Annotated in this window: 11 protein-coding genes, 1 tRNA gene and 1 pseudogene; 6 read left to right on the top strand and 7 right to left on the bottom strand. The window is 61.8% G+C overall.

The window, feature by feature from the left end:
* Window positions 1-95: 95 nt before the first annotated feature.
* The 3 genes from BQ4436_RS00825 to BQ4436_RS00815 all read right to left on the bottom strand — a co-directional run bounded on the left by BQ4436_RS00825 (window position 96) and on the right by BQ4436_RS00815 (window position 8222).
* Window positions 96-6314, bottom strand: a complete 6219-nt coding sequence (locus BQ4436_RS00825; RefSeq protein ID WP_083329366.1) for a G5 domain-containing protein — start codon at window positions 6312-6314, stop codon at window positions 96-98.
* A 592-nt stretch (window positions 6315-6906) separates the two neighbouring features.
* A tRNA-Thr gene (locus tag BQ4436_RS00820) sits at window positions 6907-6979 on the bottom strand.
* A 49-nt stretch (window positions 6980-7028) separates the two neighbouring features.
* Window positions 7029-8222: a DNA polymerase III subunit delta' gene (locus tag BQ4436_RS00815; protein ID WP_255366075.1), complete on the bottom strand. Its 1194-nt coding sequence runs from the start codon at window positions 8220-8222 to the stop codon at window positions 7029-7031.
* A 47-nt stretch (window positions 8223-8269) separates the two neighbouring features.
* On the opposite strand from BQ4436_RS00815, the gene BQ4436_RS00810 reads away from it, so the two are divergent.
* Complete coding sequence (locus tag BQ4436_RS00810; protein WP_070975175.1) at window positions 8270-9796, top strand: adenylate/guanylate cyclase domain-containing protein; 1527 nt, start codon at window positions 8270-8272, stop codon at window positions 9794-9796.
* 9 nt (window positions 9797-9805) lie between these two features.
* On the opposite strand, the gene topA is transcribed toward BQ4436_RS00810, so the two are convergent.
* Window positions 9806-12658: a type I DNA topoisomerase gene (gene topA, locus BQ4436_RS00805; protein WP_070975174.1), complete on the bottom strand. Its 2853-nt coding sequence runs from the start codon at window positions 12656-12658 to the stop codon at window positions 9806-9808.
* A gap of 157 nt (window positions 12659-12815) precedes the next feature.
* On the opposite strand from topA, the gene BQ4436_RS00800 reads away from it, so the two are divergent.
* Window positions 12816-13442, top strand: coding sequence for a DedA family protein (locus BQ4436_RS00800; protein ID WP_070477320.1), 627 nt, complete (start codon window positions 12816-12818; stop codon window positions 13440-13442).
* A 273-nt stretch (window positions 13443-13715) separates the two neighbouring features.
* Here the strand turns inward: BQ4436_RS00800 and BQ4436_RS00795 are convergent, their stop codons facing one another.
* Entirely contained in the window at window positions 13716-13925 is a 210-nt protein-coding gene (locus tag BQ4436_RS00795; protein ID WP_070363239.1) for a TOBE domain-containing protein, read from the bottom strand.
* Window positions 13926-14200: 275 nt separating this feature from the next.
* Complete coding sequence (locus BQ4436_RS00790; protein WP_070363240.1) at window positions 14201-14404, bottom strand: cold-shock protein; 204 nt, start codon at window positions 14402-14404, stop codon at window positions 14201-14203.
* A gap of 158 nt (window positions 14405-14562) precedes the next feature.
* Here BQ4436_RS00790 and BQ4436_RS12370 point away from each other — a divergent pair, with 158 nt between their 5' ends.
* The 4 genes and pseudogenes from BQ4436_RS12370 to BQ4436_RS00770 all read left to right on the top strand — a co-directional run bounded on the left by BQ4436_RS12370 (window position 14563) and on the right by BQ4436_RS00770 (window position 19383).
* Window positions 14563-17130 carry a DEAD/DEAH box helicase gene (locus tag BQ4436_RS12370; protein ID WP_255366074.1) on the top strand — a complete coding sequence of 856 codons (2568 nt, stop codon included), beginning with the start codon at window positions 14563-14565 and terminating at the stop codon, window positions 17128-17130.
* A 356-nt stretch (window positions 17131-17486) separates the two neighbouring features.
* Entirely contained in the window at window positions 17487-18284 is a 798-nt protein-coding gene (locus BQ4436_RS00775; protein WP_070975173.1) for a YwiC-like family protein, read from the top strand.
* 629 nt (window positions 18285-18913) lie between these two features.
* Window positions 18914-19051, top strand: a pseudogene (locus BQ4436_RS12365) (toxin HicA); the annotation flags it as partial.
* A gap of 5 nt (window positions 19052-19056) precedes the next feature.
* The gene (locus BQ4436_RS00770; protein ID WP_070975172.1) at window positions 19057-19383 is read left to right on the top strand and encodes a type II toxin-antitoxin system HicB family antitoxin; all 327 of its coding nucleotides are present in this window, start codon (window positions 19057-19059) and stop codon (window positions 19381-19383) included.
* Between the two features lie 57 nt (window positions 19384-19440).
* On the opposite strand, the gene BQ4436_RS12100 is transcribed toward BQ4436_RS00770, so the two are convergent.
* Complete coding sequence (locus BQ4436_RS12100) at window positions 19441-19608, bottom strand: hypothetical protein (RefSeq protein ID WP_176754775.1); 168 nt, start codon at window positions 19606-19608, stop codon at window positions 19441-19443.
* Window positions 19609-19704: the final 96 nt, after the last annotated feature.

The raw sequence follows: 19704 nt of genomic DNA, 5'->3' as shown, positions 1-19704 counted from the left end.
ATTTTGGGTGAACGCTGAGCGAACCCTTTCAGTGTCCGGAACGCCAAAAGGCGCCACCCGGTGTGGGTGGCGCCTTTCATTCGACTCTGCGCGGTTTACTTCTGCTCAGAAGAACCAGCCTTGGCCTTGTCGGCAGGCGTGTCGCCCTTCGACGAGCCGAGGATGGTCAAGCCGTTATTGAACCCGTCCTCCTCACAGGCCTGGGCGATCAGAACACCCAGCATGCTGACCGCGGCAATCGCGCCAAGCGCGATACCCAGCGGGCGCAGCTGCTCGCCGTAGCCAGCGAACTGACGGTTCACGGCGTCTGCCTTCGCACGCAACTCACGGACCCACTCCGGGTCTTCGTGACGGCGACCCTGCTGACCGTGGCCCCAGTCATGCTTTGGCATGGACTCCTGGAAACGGGCGTTCAGCTCAGCACCAGCCTGCTGCAGCTGCGGACCGAACGCTTCGTTCACGCCGTAGCCGATACCAGCAAGCAGACCGATTGGCAGCAGCCACAGCAGCGGACTGTTGACCGCGAACGCGTTCGCAGCGCAGCGCTTCGCCTTCTCGGAGGAACCGTTGGCACCTGGCTCAGCAGGCGTCGAAGGCTCGGTTGGCTTCGACGGATCGGTCGGGTCGGTTGGGCTCTTCTTCGTGCCGACCTTGATGATCAGCTTCTGCGGAGCCACCTCGACGACACTGCCGTCTTCCTTATGGATGCGCTGACCAGGCTTACCCGGCTGCACAACCTCGTGCTTGCCCGATTCGAGGTTCGGGTCCTCAACGACCTCGTAGTCGTAGGCGACCTCCTCAGTCCAGCTGGTGCCCGCCGGTGGCTTGGTGCCAACGCGAACAACGCGCTCAACTGGCTTCTCCACCATCTCGGCGACGGGGCTGCCGTCGACAACCTTGATGGTGTAGCGGCCGTCCTTACCCGCAACGTCTTCGACTTCCTCGCCTGGCTTCAGGCTCGGGTCGTAGACAATCCGGGTGGTGTAGCGGACCTTGATGTCCAGCTCGCCACCAGGCGTCGGCTGCTCAGGCTGATCCGGGTTCTCCGGATCGTCGCCCGGCTTCTTGGTGCCGATGAGGATGACGTGGTCCTGCTTCTCAACGAGCGTTTCTTCGGTGCCGTCGGACTTGTGGTGAACCAGGCCTGGCTTGCCTTCCTGCTCAACCTTGTGCTTGCCAGCCTCAATGGTTGGGTCGAACTTGACCTTCACTTCGAACGGGATCCGCTCGTTCCACTCGACGTCCGCGGGTGGCTTGGTGCCAACACGCACGATGCGCTGGACCGGCTCCTTGGTCGTCTTCACGGAAGGCTGACCCTTTTCGACGGACACCTCAACCTTGCCGTTCGCACCTTCCTGGTCCACGATTTCCTGACCAGGCTCGAGCGTCTCGTCGTAGATGATCTTCGTGGTGTACGGCAGCTCTACTTCCTTCGGCTCGACCGGTGGGGTCGGGTCGTCGGTCGGCGGAGTCGTTGCCTTCTTCGTGCCAACGCGGATGATCTGCTTGACCGGCTCCTTGGTACGCTCAGTGGTCACCTTCGGATCGCCGGACGGCTTGCCATCGACGATCTTCTGCGTGGAGGTCTCAACGTCCTCACCAAGCTCGCCCTGCTGGTCAATCTTCTGCGTGCCGTATTCCAGGGTGTCGTCGTAGACGATCTCGGTCTCGAACGGAACTGGCTTCTTCACCTTGGTGACCAGCTCGCCGTCTTCGATAGCCGGACCGTACTCGATGATCTCGTTGACCGGGTCCTTGGTCTGCTTCTCCTCAGGGGTCACAGTCGCCTGGTCACCCTTGGCGGTGAAGTTGGCCGTGTAGGTCTTCTCACCCGGCACGCCCCTCTGGACGACCTTGATCTCACCCGGCTTCAGCTCCGGGTTCGGACGAGTCTCAACGTCGAACGGAACCGGTGCTGTCCAGGTGACCTTTTCGGATGCCTCGGCTGGCTTGGTGCCAACCTTGATCACCTGATCGACAGGCTGCTCGGTGACCTTCTCCTCAACGGTGGCCTCGCCATCCGGCTGGGAGTTAGTGACCTTCTGGGTCACCGTGGTGGTCTTCTTACCCGGCTTGCCCTCGGTAACAACCTCGGAAGTACCGGCAGGCAGGTTCGGGTCGAACTCGATCTTCACACCGAATGGAACCTCAGACTCAACGGTCTTTTTGGTCTCACCGGTGGTCTTGGTGCCAACACGGATCTTCGCGTTCTTCGGAGCCTTCGTCTGCTCAGAGGTCACCTTCGGATCGCCGGACGGCTTACCGTCGACAATCTTCTGGGTAGAGGTGACAACCTCAGTGCCAAGTTCACCCTGCTGATCGACGACCTGCTCACCCTCCTTAAGGGTGTTGTCGAAGACAATCTCAGTGTCGAACGGAACCGGCTTTTCAACCTTGGTCACCACAGAGGTGTCCTCGGCCGCCGGGCCGTACTCGATGATCTCGTTGACCGGAGCCTTGGTCTGTTTCTCTTCCGGCGTGACCGTTGCCTGGTCGCCCTTGGCCGCAAAATCTGCGGTGTAGGTCTTCTCGCCCGGCTCGCCCTTCTGGGCGACCTTGATCTCACCCGGCTTCAACTCCGGGTTCGGACGGGTCTCAACGACGAACGGAACCTGGGCAGTCCAGGTGACCTTTTTGGAGGCCTCGGACGGCTTGGTGCCGACAGTGATGACCTCGTCGACAGGCTTCTTGGTGATCTCTTCAGTGATCTGCGGATCGCCAGGCTTGGAGTTGGTGATGTCACGCTTGATCGTCACCGTCTTCTCGCCCGGCTCACCCTTGGTGGTCACCTTGGACTCACCGGCAGGCATGTTCGGGTCGTACTTGACGACGACCTTGTACGGCGCCTCAGCCTTGTAAGTCTCGGTGTTCTCACCAGTGGTCTTGGTGCCGATGCGGATCTTGGCCTTCTTCGGCGCCTTGGTCTGCTCGATGTTGATACTCGGCTCGCCGTCCGGCTTGCCGTCCTTGATCTTCTGGGTGGAGGTGATCGTCTGCTCACCCGGGACGCCCTCTTCGTCGACAACTTGCTCGCCGGACTCGAGGGTGTCGTCGTAGACGTACTCGATCTCGAACGGGACCTCTTGGGTCTTCTTGCTGGTCAGCTCCTGATCAAGGATGCCCGGGCCGACCTCGATGATGCGAGTGACCGGTTCCTTGGTGGTCTCTTCCTCAGCAACCTGAGCCTCAGAGCCCTTGGCGGTGAAGTTAGCGGTGTAGGTCTTCTCGCCGTTCTCGCCGTCCTGGACGGTCTTCATCTCGCCAGGCTTGAGGTCCGGGTTCTCGCGAACCTCAGTCGGGTACGGGATCGGGAACTTCCAGGTCACGTCCTTGGCGCTCTCGGCAGGCTTGGTGCCGATGACGACGACCTCGTTCTTCGGCTCTTGGGTGCGTTCCCATTCGCCGTCCTTGGTCATCTTTTCCTTGCCCGGCTCACCCGTGGTCTCAACCTTGTAGGTGCCGGCAGGGATGGAGTCGTCGTACTTGTACTCGACCTTGAACGGAACCTCGCGCTTCGGAACGTCGATGACGTTGACCGTCGCAGTGGTGTTGTCCTTCGAGCCGTCCTCGTAGGTCACGATGATCGGAACATCGATCTTGTCACCCGGCTTCGCGGTCTCCGGAGCTGTGGAGACGACGTTGCCCTTGTCATCCAGGCCGACGATCCAGTCGCCGTTTGCCGTCTTCACCTTGTACGTCGGGTTACCGAACTCGTTGTTCTCACCTGTGGCCTCGAGGCCCTTCGGATCAATCGTGAACGGCTTGTCCGGATGAAGGTTGATCTCTGCAGGCTTCTCGACGCCAATCGGCGAGGTCGCCGTACCACCCGGGTAGACCGTCTGCGACGGAACAACCGGCTCAGACTCCCAGTTGTTGGTCAGCTTCACCACGGTGGTAACCGGTGTCTGAGTCGTCAAACCACCCGGGGCGTTAACCGTTACCGTGACGGTGTTCTTGTCGCCTGGCTTGGCATCCGCCGGCGGGGTGGAGGAAACTTCACCGGTCTTCGGGTCGACCGTGTACTTCCAGCCGTTGACTTCCTGAGAAAGAACCGGCTTGCCATTCTTGGTTCCGAAGGAGAACTTGGAGCCGTCCGGCGTGTCCGCAACCTGGTGCTTCACTTCCTGGCCCGGAGCAGTGACCTGAACGTTGTAGTTCGCCTCAAGGTCTCCCTTGATGACGACGACAGTGCCGACAACCGTCTGCGGTTTCTGCTTGCCTTCATCGCTGTAATGAGCCTTAACCGGAACGTTCAGGATGTCGCCTTCCTGCGCACCCTTCGGAATCGTGGTCGTGATCTCGCCAGTCTTCTCGTCAACGTAGACGGTCCAGGTCTTGCCATCCTTGCTGGTCAGGGTGGTCTGGTTGGTGCCGTCCTCGAAGGTGTAGCGCGTCGGGGCCTCGTCGTTCGTGTTACCGCTCAGGCCGCGCTCTGGGATCTCAGGAGTAAGGCTGACGCTCGCATTTGGCTGACCTGTCACCGTGTCGTAGGTCGGGATCTTGATGTCCACGATCGCCTGGAACTGAGTCTCGATCTCATCCGTGGTCTGGTCTGGGTAGGTCGCTTTGACCTTCGGGGTGATGACGGTCCCCGGTGCAACAGAGTCATCCGCCTTTGCGGTGACCTTGCCTGTCTCATCGACGGTAACAGTCCAGCCCTCAGGAACAGTGGATTGGTCGATCTCAAACTTGGCCGGGTGGACTGGCTTGTGGCCCTTCATGATGGACTTGGTGCCCACCTGAGCGGTAAGATCCTCACCGATTTTGCCCTTGGTCAGGCCTGGGCGTACCAGGTCGGTGACCTGGGTGTTGTTCGGGTCAACGACCACCATGAGTTGGAGTACGTCTGTGGAGCCGTTCGAGTACTCGACAGTGATTTTTGGCTGCGCAAAGCTACCCGGCTTCGGGTTCTCCGGAGCGGTGACGGTGACGTTGTAGTCGTCGTCCATCTCGACGGTCCAGCCGTCGAAAATGTACTTCTCGTCAAGCTCGACCTTGGCCTCGTACCCCTTTTCACCCTTCTTCTTCGCCAGGTCCTTAATCAGGTCAGGGGTCTGGGTGAAGGTGACCTTCTGCGGCTCGGTAGCCAGCGGACCGGTCGCGCTATCAACGCCGGAGATGATCGAAGCATCCGTTTTGTCGTACTTCGGAGAGTGGTACTCCGTGTCATCCAAGGAGAAGGCCTTGGAGTCGATGACGTTCGCCTTGTTGTAACGGGTCAGCGAATTGGAGCTGTCGAAGACTTGAGTGGTGCCAAACTCATTGTTGTTCTCACCAGCGGCCTGGAGCTGGTCCACGCTACGCGGCTTTGCCAGAACGGAGAAATTCACGTTCTTGTCAGTTGCCAGGTCGGTTCCACGGTACTCAGGCCAGGTGAAGTAGATCTCTCCGGTCGCTTCGTCGATACGCAGGAGCTGCTTACCACCGGACGACGCTGGGTCCGTGGTGCCGATGAACTTGCCGTTGCCGTCGTAGGCCTCCACGACCATGCGGCCCATGGAGTCATCCGTGCCACCGTTGGCCACATCCGGAATGTTAATCTTACCGACCTTGGTTTCATCACCAGGGACGATGACGTGCTGTCCGAAATCCTCCCACGACACCGTGATCGGGTTACATTCGATGTTCTCGCTCGGCCAGGGGTTTACGACAGCCGTGAAAGTTGCACTTGAACCCTGGGTGGCCTTGGGGCCATTAGGATTGTCCTTCGTGTAGTTACTCTGCCACGCATAACGTACCGGGTTCGCGGCAGTGGCCTCAGCGAACTGCTTGACTTTCGCGTCGGTCAATTTCGCAGTGAGGTTCAGGTTTCGTTGTTGCCTAGAAGCGGTAATAGCGAGGTTTTCGTCAGCCTTGTCAGTGACATTGTTACCAAGAAAGGTCTGACCGGCTCCCATAGAGGGAACCTGTCCAGTATCGAGAACTGCCCCCAACAGCCCTGAATTGGTAAAGCTCCAATCAGCGAACGTGCGGTCCTTCGAGTTATCGAAGGAGACACTCAAGCCCCACCGGGTTTTCGAGGGGCTGCTCCCGCTTGGTTCCAGGGTGTTCCAGCTGAAACCAGCCTGACTGCCATCCGGCTCGACACTTTCGATAACACACGAGCCGGCCGACAGGTCGGAGGCCTTCTGGGCGTCCTTCTCCACCGCGCCGGACTTCTCGCGGATACCGCCGGACATGGTGGCGGCTACAGCGTGCGGCATCAGCGGGCCAGGGGCGACGACGCTCAGGCCGCCAAGCGCGAGCGCGATCGCGGAAGTTGCCGCGATGCCAGTAGACGTTGACTTACGTAAACGCCGAGATGATTCGGCCATTAATTTACTCCTCATAATTGCTTCAGAAAATACTGACAAAAACAACCAGCTTCCTGAATCTGGTGCAAAAGTGCCACTGACATGGTATTTCCAGCAGTAGATAGGCGTCTATTCTAGTGAATAGGTACAACGAATGTCGATATAGGTTTCACAGCACCCCCACCGCGAACGTCCATGAAACCAGAAAAACACCCCGCGTATTCGCATTTTCCGTACGGGCGGGGGTGCGTTTATTTTTCTCACCAGACTGGCATCTGCAGTGGTGGAAACAGGGAGTGAGCGAAGAGGGCGTCGATAATTGGGCGAGACCTACCACACACCGGAAAGCACGCTAAATGTGCCCTATACCTATGAATATAAGTCACGTTAAGATTTCGTAGTAGGGCACTGCTACCGCTGACCGGTTCGGCTACGAAATGGTTCCCGGTTCCACGAACTATTTTGGTCCCGGCTCAGGCTTTCTGCGCTTTCTCGCAACGTTTTACCAAGTCGTCGAAGTGGTCATCACGCGCTGGTACGGGGACGATGGACTTTGACACCCGCACATAACAAAACCCCAGCTAAAACCGTGTTCTAGCTGGGGTTTTCATTGAGCCACCTGCGAGAATCGAACTCGCGACCTTCTCATTACGAGTGAGACGCTCTGCCGACTGAGCTAAGGTGGCAACGCTGCACAATATTACAGCACCGCCAAGAATCTACGAAACTGCCAGGTCAGCGGGCTTCACAGGCGAGGCGGATGTGGCCGAGCATCCCGTTGAACGCTACGACGGGGCTCACCTGCTGCTGGAGGCGCAGTCGGCATTGGGCGATGGCGTCGAGGCACGCCACCAGCCCTTCGGGGCGGACTTTCTCTGCGAGTTCGGCGGCCAGCGGCTGGAAGTCGGGGTGGGTCAGTGAGACTTGGGCGTCGGACTGGACGGCGAGGGCGTCGCGGTAAATGCCGGCGAGGTCCACGAGGATGAGGTCGAAGACGTCGCGCTTGCGGCGGGTGCCACGCGCTTTCTGGCTCGCCTCGAGCGCCTTGACGGAAGCGGACGCCCCGCGCAGCGCCTTCGCCGCTCCCCTGCCCTTCGCGCCAACGCCGAGGGCCTGTTCGAGCTTGGCACGCTCCTCGGCGTCCTCCTCGGCATAGTCCTCGACGGCGGTCTTCTCCGTGGCCTTCACCAGAGAGGCAACGGTCTGGAAGGCCTGGGCGCCGTGGAAGACCAGCTCGGCGAGGTTGATGGCTTGGGCGCGGCGGATCTGCACGGATTTGTCGTTGACCATCCGGCGCGCGCGGCCCACGTGGCGCAGCGTGGTGGCGGCGGCAAGCCGAGCGTCGGACTCTGTGGCGCCCTCCTCCTGCATGAGGATGCGCACCACCTCGTCCTCGGAGGACGCGGGGATATAAAGGTGGCGGCAGCGGGAGCGCAGCGTCTGGGAGAAGTCTTCCGGGTCCGTGGACGGCGCGCACAGAATAATGACGGTGTGGGCCGGGGGCTCCTCCACCGTTTTCAGCAGCGCGTCGGAGGCGTCCTGGCCGAGGCGGTCGGCGTTCTCGATGATGAGGACGCGCCAGGGTGCGACCGTCGGCATACGGGCGGCCTGCGCGATGTACTCGCGGGTCTCCTTCACCTTGATCGTAAGTTCCTTGGGTACCACGTGCATGACGTCGGTGTGCTGGGAGGACAGCGCGTCGCGGCAGCCTTTGCAGCGCCCGCAGCCGATCTCGTCAGGGTCCGTGCACACCAGCGCAGCCGCGAACGCGAGCGCCGCGTTGGAACGCCCCGAACCGGGAGGCCCCGTGAACAGCCAGGAGTGCGTCATCGCGCGGGCATCGCCGATCCCCCGGGCGGCCGCGGCAGCGTTCATGATGACCTGCTGGACGGAGGGGGCGTCGGCAAGTAATTGACTCACGGTAGGCACAAGCCCCAAGCGTACAGCAGGGCGAAAACCCGCTAAAGTGTTACAGCATGGAACGATTCTGGCGCAGTTTCAAATGGCTGTGGGGCACCTCGTGGCCCCTCTACGCCGCAACTGTGCTCGGAACCAACGTGCTCGGCGCCGTGCTGATCATGCTGTTCGTGCGCTTCCTCATCCCCATGCGGGAGGTGCAGCAACTCAACATTCACGACGAAAGCCTCGGCTTCCTCGGCGCGGCCTACTTCTGCTTTGCCATCTTCGTGGGCATCGTGGTCACCTTCTTCCTGTTCCGGCCGGTGCTGGAGTGGCAGCTCAGTCCCGATGACCACGACCCAAACATGGTGCGCAACCTGGTCATGCGCATCCCGGTGCTGCAGACCGTGATCGTGGTCGGGGTGTGGGCCATCGGCATCATGATCATCACTGTGGCCGCCTGGCGCATCGACCACCAGCTGGCAATCGTGACCTTAGGGTCTACGTCGCTGGCGTGCTTCGTCACTGCCGTGATGACATATCTGCAGGCAGAGCGCCTGGTGCGGCCGGTGGCGGCGTCGGCACTCGCGCGGCGCTTCGAGGACTCCACCCTGGAGCCGCCGATCAAGCACCGCCTATACCTGACGTGGTTCACCACCTCCGCCGTGCCAATGTTCGGAGTGCTCGCCCTGTTCTTCGCGCAGCGCCACGGCTTCTTCTACAACCGCCCCGGCGAGCTCATGCCTGCCGTGCTCGCGCTGACGCTCACCGCACTGGCCACCGGCTTCATCGGCACTGCGTTCGCCATCATGAGCGTGGTGGACCCCATCAAGGAGCTGCAGGAAGCCATCAATAAGGTGCGCCGCGGGGAGCGTAACACCCAGGTCGACATTTACGACGGCTCCGAAATCGGCGTACTACAAGCCGGGTTCAACGAGATGATGCGCGGCCTCAACGAGCGCCAGCGCGTCCGAGACATCTTCGGCCGCTACGTCGGCACCGAGGTCGCCCAGAAGGCGCTCGAGGAGAAGCCGGAGCTCGGCGGGGAGGACCGCCGCGTGGCCGTCGTATTCATCGACGTGATCGGCTCCACCACCTTCGCCGTCAACCACACCCCGGAGCAGGTCGTGGCCGCGCTGAACAACTTCTTCGAGATCGTCGTTGAGGTGGTGCACCGCAACAAGGGCGTGATCAACAAGTTCCAGGGCGACGCCGCGCTGGCCGTGTTCGGTGCGCCCGTCTCCATCCACGACGCCGCCTCCCACGCCCTCCAGGCCGCCCGCGAACTCCGCCGCGAACTGGCGGGCCTGGAACTGCAGGCAGGCATCGGGGTGGCCTCCGGGCACGTGGTCGCCGGCCACATCGGCGGCTCCGACCGCTTCGAATACACCGTGATCGGCGACGCCGTCAACGCCGCCGCCCGCCTCACCGAGCTGGCCAAGGACACCCCGGGCTGCGTGCTCACCAACGCCGCAACCCTGCGCGCCGCCAACGAGGTCGAGCAGCAGCGCTGGACGCTCATGAAGTCCGTGGAGCTGCGCGGGCGCAACCGCATGACGCAGCTGGCCCGCCCGGTGCGCTCCACTCTGGCGGACCGCTACTAGCCGCCCCGCTTACGAGCGCTTCGCGGCCTTCTTCGTCGCCTTCTTGCGCGTCGTCTTCTTCGTTGCCTTCTTCCGCGTGGTCTTGCGCGCGGCCTTCTTGGCTGGCTTCGGGTTCTCTGCCTCGCGGGCCCGGCGCGCGGACAGCAGCTCGTTCGCGCGCTCGTCCGTCATGGTCTCCGGGGTATCGCCGCGCTGGAGAGACGCGTTCGTGGTGCCGTCGGTGACGTACGGGCCGAAGCGGCCGTCCTTAATGGACATCGGCTTGCCGGAGACGTCGTTGTCCCCGAGCAACTTCAACGGCGCCTTCGCAGCCCCGCGACCACGGCGCTTCGGCTCCGAGTAGATGCGGCGCGCCTCCTCCAGCGTGATGCTGAAGATCTGCTCCTCGCTGGCCAGGGAGCGCGAGTCGGAGCCCTTCTTCAGGTACGGGCCGTAGCGTCCGTTCTGCGCCGTGATCACTTCCCCATCGTCGACGCCCACCTCGCGCGGCAGGCTCAGCAGCTGCAGCGCCTGCTCAAGCGTGACCGAGGCCGGGTCCATCGACTGGAACAGGGACGCCGTCGCGGGCTTGAGCTGCTCCTCGACGAGCTCGGTCATGCGTTTTTCTTTCTGCTTCGCGGCCGTCTTGGTGTCCCAGTTCTTCTTCCGCTTGCCCTCTTCGGCGCGCTGCTTGTCCTCGGCGGCGCGCTCCTCGGCGATGACTTCCTCGGCGTGGGCTTGCGCCTTCTCCAGCTCGTCGTCGCCGAGTTTCTCGGTGACGTAGGGGCCGAAGCGGCCCTCCTTGGCCACTACCATGCGCCCGTTGGCTGGGTTCACGCCCAGCTCGCGGCCGGACTGCGGGGTGGCGAACAGCTTCTCCGCCAGTTCCAGGGTGACCTCGTCAGGTGTGGTCGCCTCAGGGATGTTGGCGCGCTGGTACTCCGGCTCACCGTCGGCGGTGACACCCACCTGGCGTTCCATGTACGGCCCGTAGCGGCCCACGCGCACGTTGACGGCGCGGCCTTCCGCGTCGTCGAAGAGTTTCAGGGAGTTGACCTGGCGGGCGTCGATACGCTCGAGGTTGTCCTCGATGATGTGCTTGAGCCCACCGCGGCGCGCGATCGCCTCGGCGGTGTTGTCGCTGGCGTCGGCGTCGCCGAAGTAGAAGCTGGTCAACCAGCGGGTGCGGTCCTCGTTGCCGTGCGCGATCTCGTCGAGCTCGTCCTCCATCGAGGACGTGAAGTCGTAATCCACCAGGGCGTCGAAGTTGTTCTCCAACAGCCCCACCACGGAAAACGCCACCCAGCTGGGCACCAGCGCGTTGCCACGGGAGAACACGTAACCGCGGTCCTGGATCGTCTTAATAATCGACGCATACGTCGACGGACGCCCAATCCCAAGGTCCTCCATCTTCTTCACCAGGCTCGCCTCCGTGTAGCGCGCCGGCGGGTTCGTGGAGTGCCCATCCGCCGAAATCGCGGTGGTCGGCAGCTCGTCGCCCGCGGTGAGCTGCGGCAGGTGCGTCTCGCTATCACGCGTATCCGAGTAGGCACGCAGCCAGCCCGGGAACGTAATCGTGCGTCCGGTCGCAGCAAACTCGGTATCGAAGTCACCCGCAACGGTCACCTTCGTGGAGTTTCCGCGGGCGTTCTCCATCTGGGACGCCACCGTGCGCTGCCAAATCAGCTCGTAAAGCTTGAACTCCTCCGCATCAAGCACCTTCGACAACTGCCCCGGCGTAGCAAACCGCTCACCAGCAGGGCGGATCGCCTCGTGCGCCTCCTGCGAGTTCTTCACCTTCCGGTCATAGATACGCGGCTTGTCCGCCACGTACTCCGCGCCGTAGAGCTCCGTCGCCGCAGCCCGCGCCGCCGACAGGCCCTGCTGCGACAGCGACGTCGAATCCGTACGCATATAGGTAATGTGGCCGTTCTCGTACAGGCGCTGCGCAATACGCATCGTTCGCGCCGACGTAAACCGCAACTTCCGCCCGGCCTCCTGCTGCAGGGTGGACGTCATAAAGGGTGCGTACGGCTTGCGGCTGTACGGCTTTTCCTCCACGCTGCTCACCGTCATCGAGGTGCCCTTCAGCGCCCCAGCAAGCTCCTCCGCCACCTGCTTATCGACGACCACAATCCCCTCAGCCGACCCCTTCAGCCGACCGCGATCATCAAAGTCCTTCCCCTGCGCAATCCGCGAACCGTTAATCGCTACAAGCTTCGCATCAAACGCGGTGCCCCCGCCGTACGTCGCGGTCACATCCCAGTACTCCGCCGGGATAAACGCCATGCGCTCACGCTCACGCTCCACAATCACGCGCGTCGCCACCGACTGCACACGACCCGCCGACAACCTCGGCATGACCTTCTTCCACAACACCGGAGAGACCTCGTAGCCATACAACCGGTCCAGGATGCGACGGGTCTCCTGGGCGTCGACAAGATCCATATCCAGCTCACGGGTATTCTCCGCAGCCTCCCGAATCGCCGACTCCGTAATCTCGTTGAACACCATGCGCTCCACCGGCACCTTCGGCTTCAACGTCTCAAGCAAGTGCCACGCGATCGCCTCACCCTCACGGTCCGGGTCTGTCGCCAGCAGCAGCCTGTCCGCCTGCTTCAACTTCGCCTTCAGGTCAGCGACCTTCTTCTTCTTGTCAGGACTGACAACATATATAGGTGCAAACCCAGACTCCGGATTCACACCCAACTTCGCCCACGGTTCCTTCTTGTACTTCGCAGGGATGTCAGCAGCGCGGCCCGGAAGATCACGAATGTGCCCCACGGAAGCTTCCACAATGTAGTCGCTCCCCAGATACTTCTGGATCTTCTTCGCCTTCGTCGCGGACTCCACGATGACGAGGGTCTTGCCGTCTTCAGCCACGCTTCGTGACACCTCACTTCAAGAACTATGTTCGTTAACTCACATAAGTTGTATCAGACAATATGAATAGCAACCCTACAACTCCTCGTTTTCACCCCCACCAACTACACTGAACCCCCATGAGCACCATCGGGCACCCAAGGAGGTAAAACCCCAGATGATCGACTCCCTCATCGGCTTCCTCCACACCCTGATGGGCACACCCCTCTTCTACCCACTCGTCATACTCCTCATCCTCGGCGACGCACTCATCCCCCTCATCCCCTCCGAAACCGTCCTCAACCTCTCCGGCGCCTTCTCCGCATCCCAAGGCGTCCCCAACGCGTGGGGCATCATCGCCGCCGCCATCATCGGCGGCATCATCGGCGACAACATCTGCTTCCTCCTCGGCGGACGCCTCATCCACGTCGTCGACCGCCTCGACCCCAACTCCAAAGCCGGCCAAGCCATCGACTGGGTGCGCCGCAACATGAACCGCGGCGCCGGCATCACCGTCCTCGTCGCCAGGTTCCTACCCTGGGCACGCTGGGTTGCCACGATCGTGCTGGGCAGCGTGCGCTACAACTGGTTCGCCTTCTTCCTCTACGACACCATCGGCGTCATCATCTGGGCTTGCCTCTCCGTCGGCCTCGGCTACGCCGGCGGCTCCCTCCTTTCCGACTTCCCCCTCCTCGGCATGATCGTCGGCATCGCCCTCGGCGCCCTCGTTGGCTGGATCATGCAGCGCATTCAGTCCTACATCTTCGAACTTTTCGACGTCCGGCGCGGCGTCTCCGCCGTGTAGGTCTTGGCTGTGCGCCTGCTGCCTTGCCCTGCTGCCCTACCCTGCCCTGCGCTGCGCACCAAATTCCTTGTTTTGCACTGGGGCCTCAGCGTTTCCCCAGGCCACGGATGCTGAGTGTAGGAATTTGGTGTCTACTACCCCAAGCCTGACACCAAATTCCCGCTTTTCAACAAGGCCCCTCGACGTTTCCCCAGGTCGCGTACCCTGCCGGAATTTGGTGCAGGCATGCAAACGCCCCGGCCGAAACCGGGGCTGCTTGCTCAGCAAAACGTCCTACTCGACGCCCACCATCACATCGGACGCCTTGATCACGGCATATGCCTCCTGGCCTACCTTGAGACCAAGGTTTTCAACAGACGCCTTGGTGATATCGGAAGTAATGGTCAAACCGCCTGCAACCTCGATATGCACAATCGCGTTGACTGCGCCTTCTTCGATAGCGGTGATAGTTCCCTTGATCTGATTACGTGCGCTAAGTTTCATACGTGCAAGTATAACGCCGAATTCTGGGGTGCATCATGGGCCACGTGCACCAAATTCCCGCTTTTCACCAAGGGCCCTCGGCGTTTCCCCAGGTCACGGATGCTGAGTGCAGGAATGTGGTGTCTACTGCCCCGAGCCTGACACCAAATTCCCTCTTTCGAGAGAAACCGGCAACGTTTCCCCAGGTCGCAACCCTCGCGTAAGGGAATTTGGTGCGCGGGCAACACCCGCAAAGCAAAAACCCCGGCCGAAGCCGGGGCATGCACCTATATAGATTAGAGAGCGGTGACCTGCTGGGCCTGTGGGCCCTTGGCGCCCTCGCCGATTTCGAACTCGACCTTCTGGTTCTCCTCGAGGGTGCGGAAGCCGCTGCCCTGGATCTCGGAGTAGTGGACGAAGACGTCGGCGGAGCCGTCGTCGGGAGCGATGAAGCCGAAGCCCTTTTCTGCGTTAAACCACTTCACGATGCCTGTAGCCATTGGTGTGTTCCCTTTCAAAAGATGGATAAATGAAGCCGTCCACCAGGGCTGATGTCCTGGCGCCCGCGTAAACAATCCCTCGCGAGCACCGTTGAAGGCGCGCACAAAATTTGTTACTGCCAACCAGTGTGCCACAAACTGGCATACTTTGCTGTGTCATGAAGCAGGATTTTTGTTCTTTTGGGGGCGAGCTCGTTCGCGGGCTTCGCGAGCAGTTCCCCCACTCCACGATCACGCACGTGGAGGAGATTCCGGCGCGCCCGGCGGAGTACGGCGAGTGGCCCGAGTGGGTGCATCCGGCGCTGCGTCACGCGCTGGAGGAGCGCGGTGTGCAGCGGTTGTTTCGCCATCAGCAGCAGTGCGCCGAGGCGGCCTGGCGGGGTGAGGACGTTGTGGTGGCGACGGGGACGTCGTCAGGTAAGTCGTTGGGGTATCAGCTGCCGGTGCTGTCTGCGTTGGCGGCGGACGAGCGGGCGTGTGCGCTCTACATCACGCCGACGAAAGCGTTGGGGTCGGATCAGTTGCAGGCGACACTTGCCTTGACGAAGGATCTGCCTGGGATTACGCCGGCGCCGTATGACGGGGATACGCCGGTTGATGCGCGGCGCGCGATTCGGGATCAGTCGCGGTTTGTGTTCACGAATCCTGACATGCTGCACGCGAGCATCCTTGGTTCGCACGAGCGGTGGGCGCGCCTGTTGCGCCACCTGCGCTTCATCGTGGTGGATGAGTCGCACACCTATCGAGGGGTGTTCGGCGCCAATGTGTCCCTCGTTTTTCGACGCCTGCTTCGCCTCGCCCGCGCGTACGGTTCGGAGCCGACGTTGGTGTTTGCGTCGGCGACGTCGGCGGCCCCGGCGGAGCACGCCGAGCTACTGTGCGGCAGGCCGGTGCGGGAGGTGGATGTGGATACGGCGCCGACAGGTGAGCGCACCGTGGTGTTGTGGGAGCCGGGTTTCATCGAGGGCGCGGAGGGTGAGCACGGTGCCCCGGTGAGGTACGCGGCGACGACGGAGGCGGCGTCGATAATGGGGTGGTTGGTGCGTGAGGGGGCGCGGACCTTGACGTTTGTACGCTCGCGGCCGGCGGCGGAGATTGTGGCGATGCGCGCGCAGGAGGACTTGAGTGCTGCGGGGCGGCCGGATTTCGCGCGGCGGATCGCGGCGTATCGGGCGGGCTACCTGGCGGAAGACCGTCGCGCGCTGGAGCGCGCCCTGGACGAGGGCGAGATCCTGGGCATGGCCACGACGAACGCGCTCGAGCTAGGTATCGACGTCGGCGGGCTCGACGCCGTGGTGATGGCGGGCTACCCGGGGACTCGCCCTTTTACACCTCTAGATGTGGATAAGCGACAGGCCCTACTCGCCGCCCCCCATCCCATCGGGCGCCCTGCGCACGCCATATGGCTCCTCGCCCACCCCTCGGCCACCGGTCTTACCAATCTCCGCTCGTCGTCCCGGGGGACGAGCGGGAAGGGTGCGTGCCCGTCAAGGAATGTCGGGAAAGATGAAGAATGGGGGGTGGCGCCGTCGGGGCCCTGTCTCTTGTCCCCTGCTGGAGGTGGGGGTATAAGAGACAGGGGGGGGCGCCGCGGGCAGGGATCGCTGGTGGTGCTGGTTGCCCGCGACGAGCCGATGGATGCCTTCCTGGTGCACCACCCCGAGGCGCTGCTGGGACGCCCGGTGGAGCGCAGCGTGTTCAACCCGTCGAACCCGTATATCCTGCGCGGCCACCTCTACCACGCAGCACTTGAGCGCCCGCTGACCTCGAAGGACGTCGACGATTTCGGCGCCCACGACGTGGTGGAGCAGATGTGCGAGGAGGGCCTGCTGCGCAAGCGTCCCCGCGGCTGGTTCCCGGCGCCCGACGCCGATGTGACCGTCTCTATCCGCGGCGGCGCAGGTGCCGAGGTGATGATCGTCGACGTCAGCGACGGCCGCCTGCTGGGCACCGTCGATGCCGCCCGCGCACTCACCCAGGTCCACGAAGGCGCCGTGTACGTACACCAGGGCGAGCACTTCGTGGTGCAGGAACTCAACCTAGACGACTACGTTGCGCTCGTGGAGCCCGCGCAACCCGACTACACCACCCGCGCCCGCTCCACGACGGACATCCGCATCCTGGGCGAGGCCCACGAGACCCGCCAGCTTGCGAAGGGCGTGTGGGTGGCCAGCGTGGACGTCGAGGTCACCGACCGCGTCACCGGCTACGTTGTCCGCCTGGCGGACGGCTCGGTCAGCGAACACATCCCACTGGACCTGCCCGCGCAACACCTGGAAACCCGCGCGGTCGCATACACGATCGACCCGCTGGTCCTGGACTCCCTGGGCATCAGCGCGGGCGAAGTGCCCGGCGCGCTACACGCGGCGGAGCACGCAGCAATCGGGCTGCTGCCCCTCATCGCGACGTGCGACCGCTGGGACATCGGCGGCGTATCGACGGCCCTCCACCAAGACACACTGCTGCCCACAGTATTCGTATACGACGGCCACCCCGGCGGCGCCGGCATGAGCGACGAAGGCTTCGCCCGCTTCCACACGTGGATCACCGCCACCTACGGCGCGGTGGAGTCCTGCCCGTGCGAGCACGGCTGCCCGTCCTGTATCCAGTCGCCAAAGTGCGGCAACGGGAACCAGCCACTGGACAAGCAGGCAGCGCTGAAGGTGTTGGCGCTCCTGAGTAAGGTGTCGTCCGTGGACGCGGAAAACCGGGAATTTGGTGCATAGATCGGGGAGCGAGTGACAAAGGACGCAATCCGGTCGGCCGAATCCGGCAAAAGCCCAGGTCGCAAAAAGTGGGTTGCGTCCTTTGTCACTCGGTTCTGCTGGGGTGACACCAAATCCCTTTGCGCAGGGGTCGCGACCTGGGGAAACGCCACGGCGCCATCCCGAAAAGCGGGATTTTGGTGCACACCTTGTTGCAGCACGCACCAAATCCCATCACAGCCCCTAGCGAACGGAAATGCTATCCTTTACCTCGAAAGCCCCGGAACGATCCCTGCACTACGAAAGTAGGAGTAAATCGCCGGGGTTATTGATTTTTCAGCTTAATCGTAGTCTTTTTGATTGATACACTGCTGAGCATGGATAAACGCACACTCCGCATGTGGATCCCGAACCAGCACGGCGCGTGGGCGATGGCGCTCACCCCCGCCATTGTGGGGACCCTCGGCGTCGCGTTCGGTGCAGAGCGCTTCCCGGCCGCGATCGTGTGGTTGTTGATTGCGTGGTTAATTGGATATTGCGCGTTCTTCGCATTTGGACAGGCAGCGCGGGCGCGCACCGTGGAGCGTCGCCGCCAGTACATGCCGCCAGTACTCACCTACGGAGCGATCTCCCTGGTCGCGGTGACGATCGTGGTCGTGCAGGATCCGTCGGTGCTCGAGTGGGCGTGGCGTTACGCGCCGCTGGTCTGGATCGCGGTGTGGGAAACGCTGCAACGCAGGCCGCGCTCGCTGGCCAGTGGCGCGGCGACGACGGTCGCCTCCGCACTACTGGTCGCGGTAATCGCGCACCTAGCCGGGTTACCGACTGGCTGGTCCAGCCCGGCGATGGCGGCAACAACATTTTTGGCGCTCTACTTCACCGGGACAGTCCCGCTGGTCAAGACGATGGTGCGTGACCGCGGCAGCAGCGCCATGTTGGCGTTCAGTATCGGCTACCACGTGGTGGCAATCGTGGTGATGGTCGTATATGCCCTCCTTGTTGGGTTCGGTTGGTGGATGGTCGCGGTACTGGTGTTGGCACTGGCCCGCGCGGTGTACTTCCCACTGAGCGCGCGTCGCGGAAAGCGGTGGACTGCCAAGGACATCGGCAAGGCGGAGGTTGTGCCGTGCGTCCTGGCGGCGCTCGCGGCGCTTGGAGTGCTGCTCACTGGTTAGAACGGCGCCTGACCAGATTGAGCAGGGTGTATCACAGATCTTCCGCTTCTCTGGCGGTAAAGCTGGGATACTGTAGTTTATGTCCTCTCGAAAAATTCTGCTTCGTCCAGAGTATAGCCATCCAAGCTCTTTATGGCCGTCTAAAGAACTAGTAATCTCTGAGCCTAAAAACCTAGGGTTCTATCTTCCTGAGGAGATAGGGATTAAGCCAGCTTTAGGAAACGAAATCCTTGAGTGGACGAGGGAATTTCAGGATAATTTTCTCGAGAAACCCGATAGCTTTCATCAGCGCCCGCGCTGGAAAGACCAATTCGATAGATTTCAATGGTATGACGCGGGCTGGGATATCACGTACGCCTTGAGAGATTCATTCCCATCGACGCAGATCATTCCCCGGTTTTCGCAATTTGTTTTTTCCATCAATGAGCGAAGAGAGAATTTCGGAAAGCAGCCACTATGCCTTCCCGGGGACGAACGGGAAGGGTACGTGTCCATCAAGGAATGTCGGGAATAATGAAGAATTGTGGATCGCGCCGTCTGGGACAAATATTGCGAACCAAAACCTAAATTAGTTCAAGGGCTTCTTACCCGCGCCGATATATGCTTTTCCTCATAAAATAATCGATGATCAAACCTACAAGACCCCGTGGCCGGGTGACCCTCGTGTCAATATTCAAAATGCGAAGGGCAAGGCCAAGCCATATCAAGTGAACCAGGTTCTCGAAGCAATTGAGAAACTAGGCACGCAGAAGAGTGAATCGGAGTAGCCAGCATGGACATCAATAAGTACACCTATCAAGTCTCCTGGTCGGAAGAAGATCAGGAGTACGTGGCGACCGTGGCTGAGTTCCCCTCATTGTCTTGGCTGGATGCAGATCGGCACCAGGCCGAGCGCGGTTTGATTGATCTTGTGACTGAGGTTGTCGAAGACATGGAGGCCTCCGGCGAGGCGGTTCCCGTGCCATTGGGCAGTCGTAACTATTCGGGGAAGTTCAATGTGCGCACGTCTCCGTCGCTGCATCGGCGGTTGGTTATCGCCGCTAAAACAGAGGGAATTTCTCTCAACGCACTAGTCAATCAAAAACTCGCGTCCGTCTAACTGGCGCACAGACCACACACGCACTGAGATGCTCACGACGAGACGGCACTCGCAACGCTAGACCGGACCGGCGCGCGCCTTCTGCACGGCCCGGCCGACGCGCACGCTGACCTGCACGTCCGACTCGTCGACTTCGCACGTTTCGACGCTTCCACCGTTGGCCTGGGCAGTGTCGTTGGCGGCGGAGCAGGCGTCGACACCTTGGTAGCTGCCTCTTCTACACATCCAGATGTGTATAACAGGCAGTCTCTATCCGCGGCGGCCCCGGCGCCGCGGTGGTTCTCTCGTCCGTCCGCGGCGGCCGCCCGCTCGGCCCCTGCG

The organism is Corynebacterium sp. MC3 (assembly GCF_900099485.1).
Lineage (GTDB): Bacteria > Actinomycetota > Actinomycetes > Mycobacteriales > Mycobacteriaceae > Corynebacterium > Corynebacterium pseudogenitalium.
This window is presented reverse-complemented; position numbering and strand designations above follow the sequence as displayed.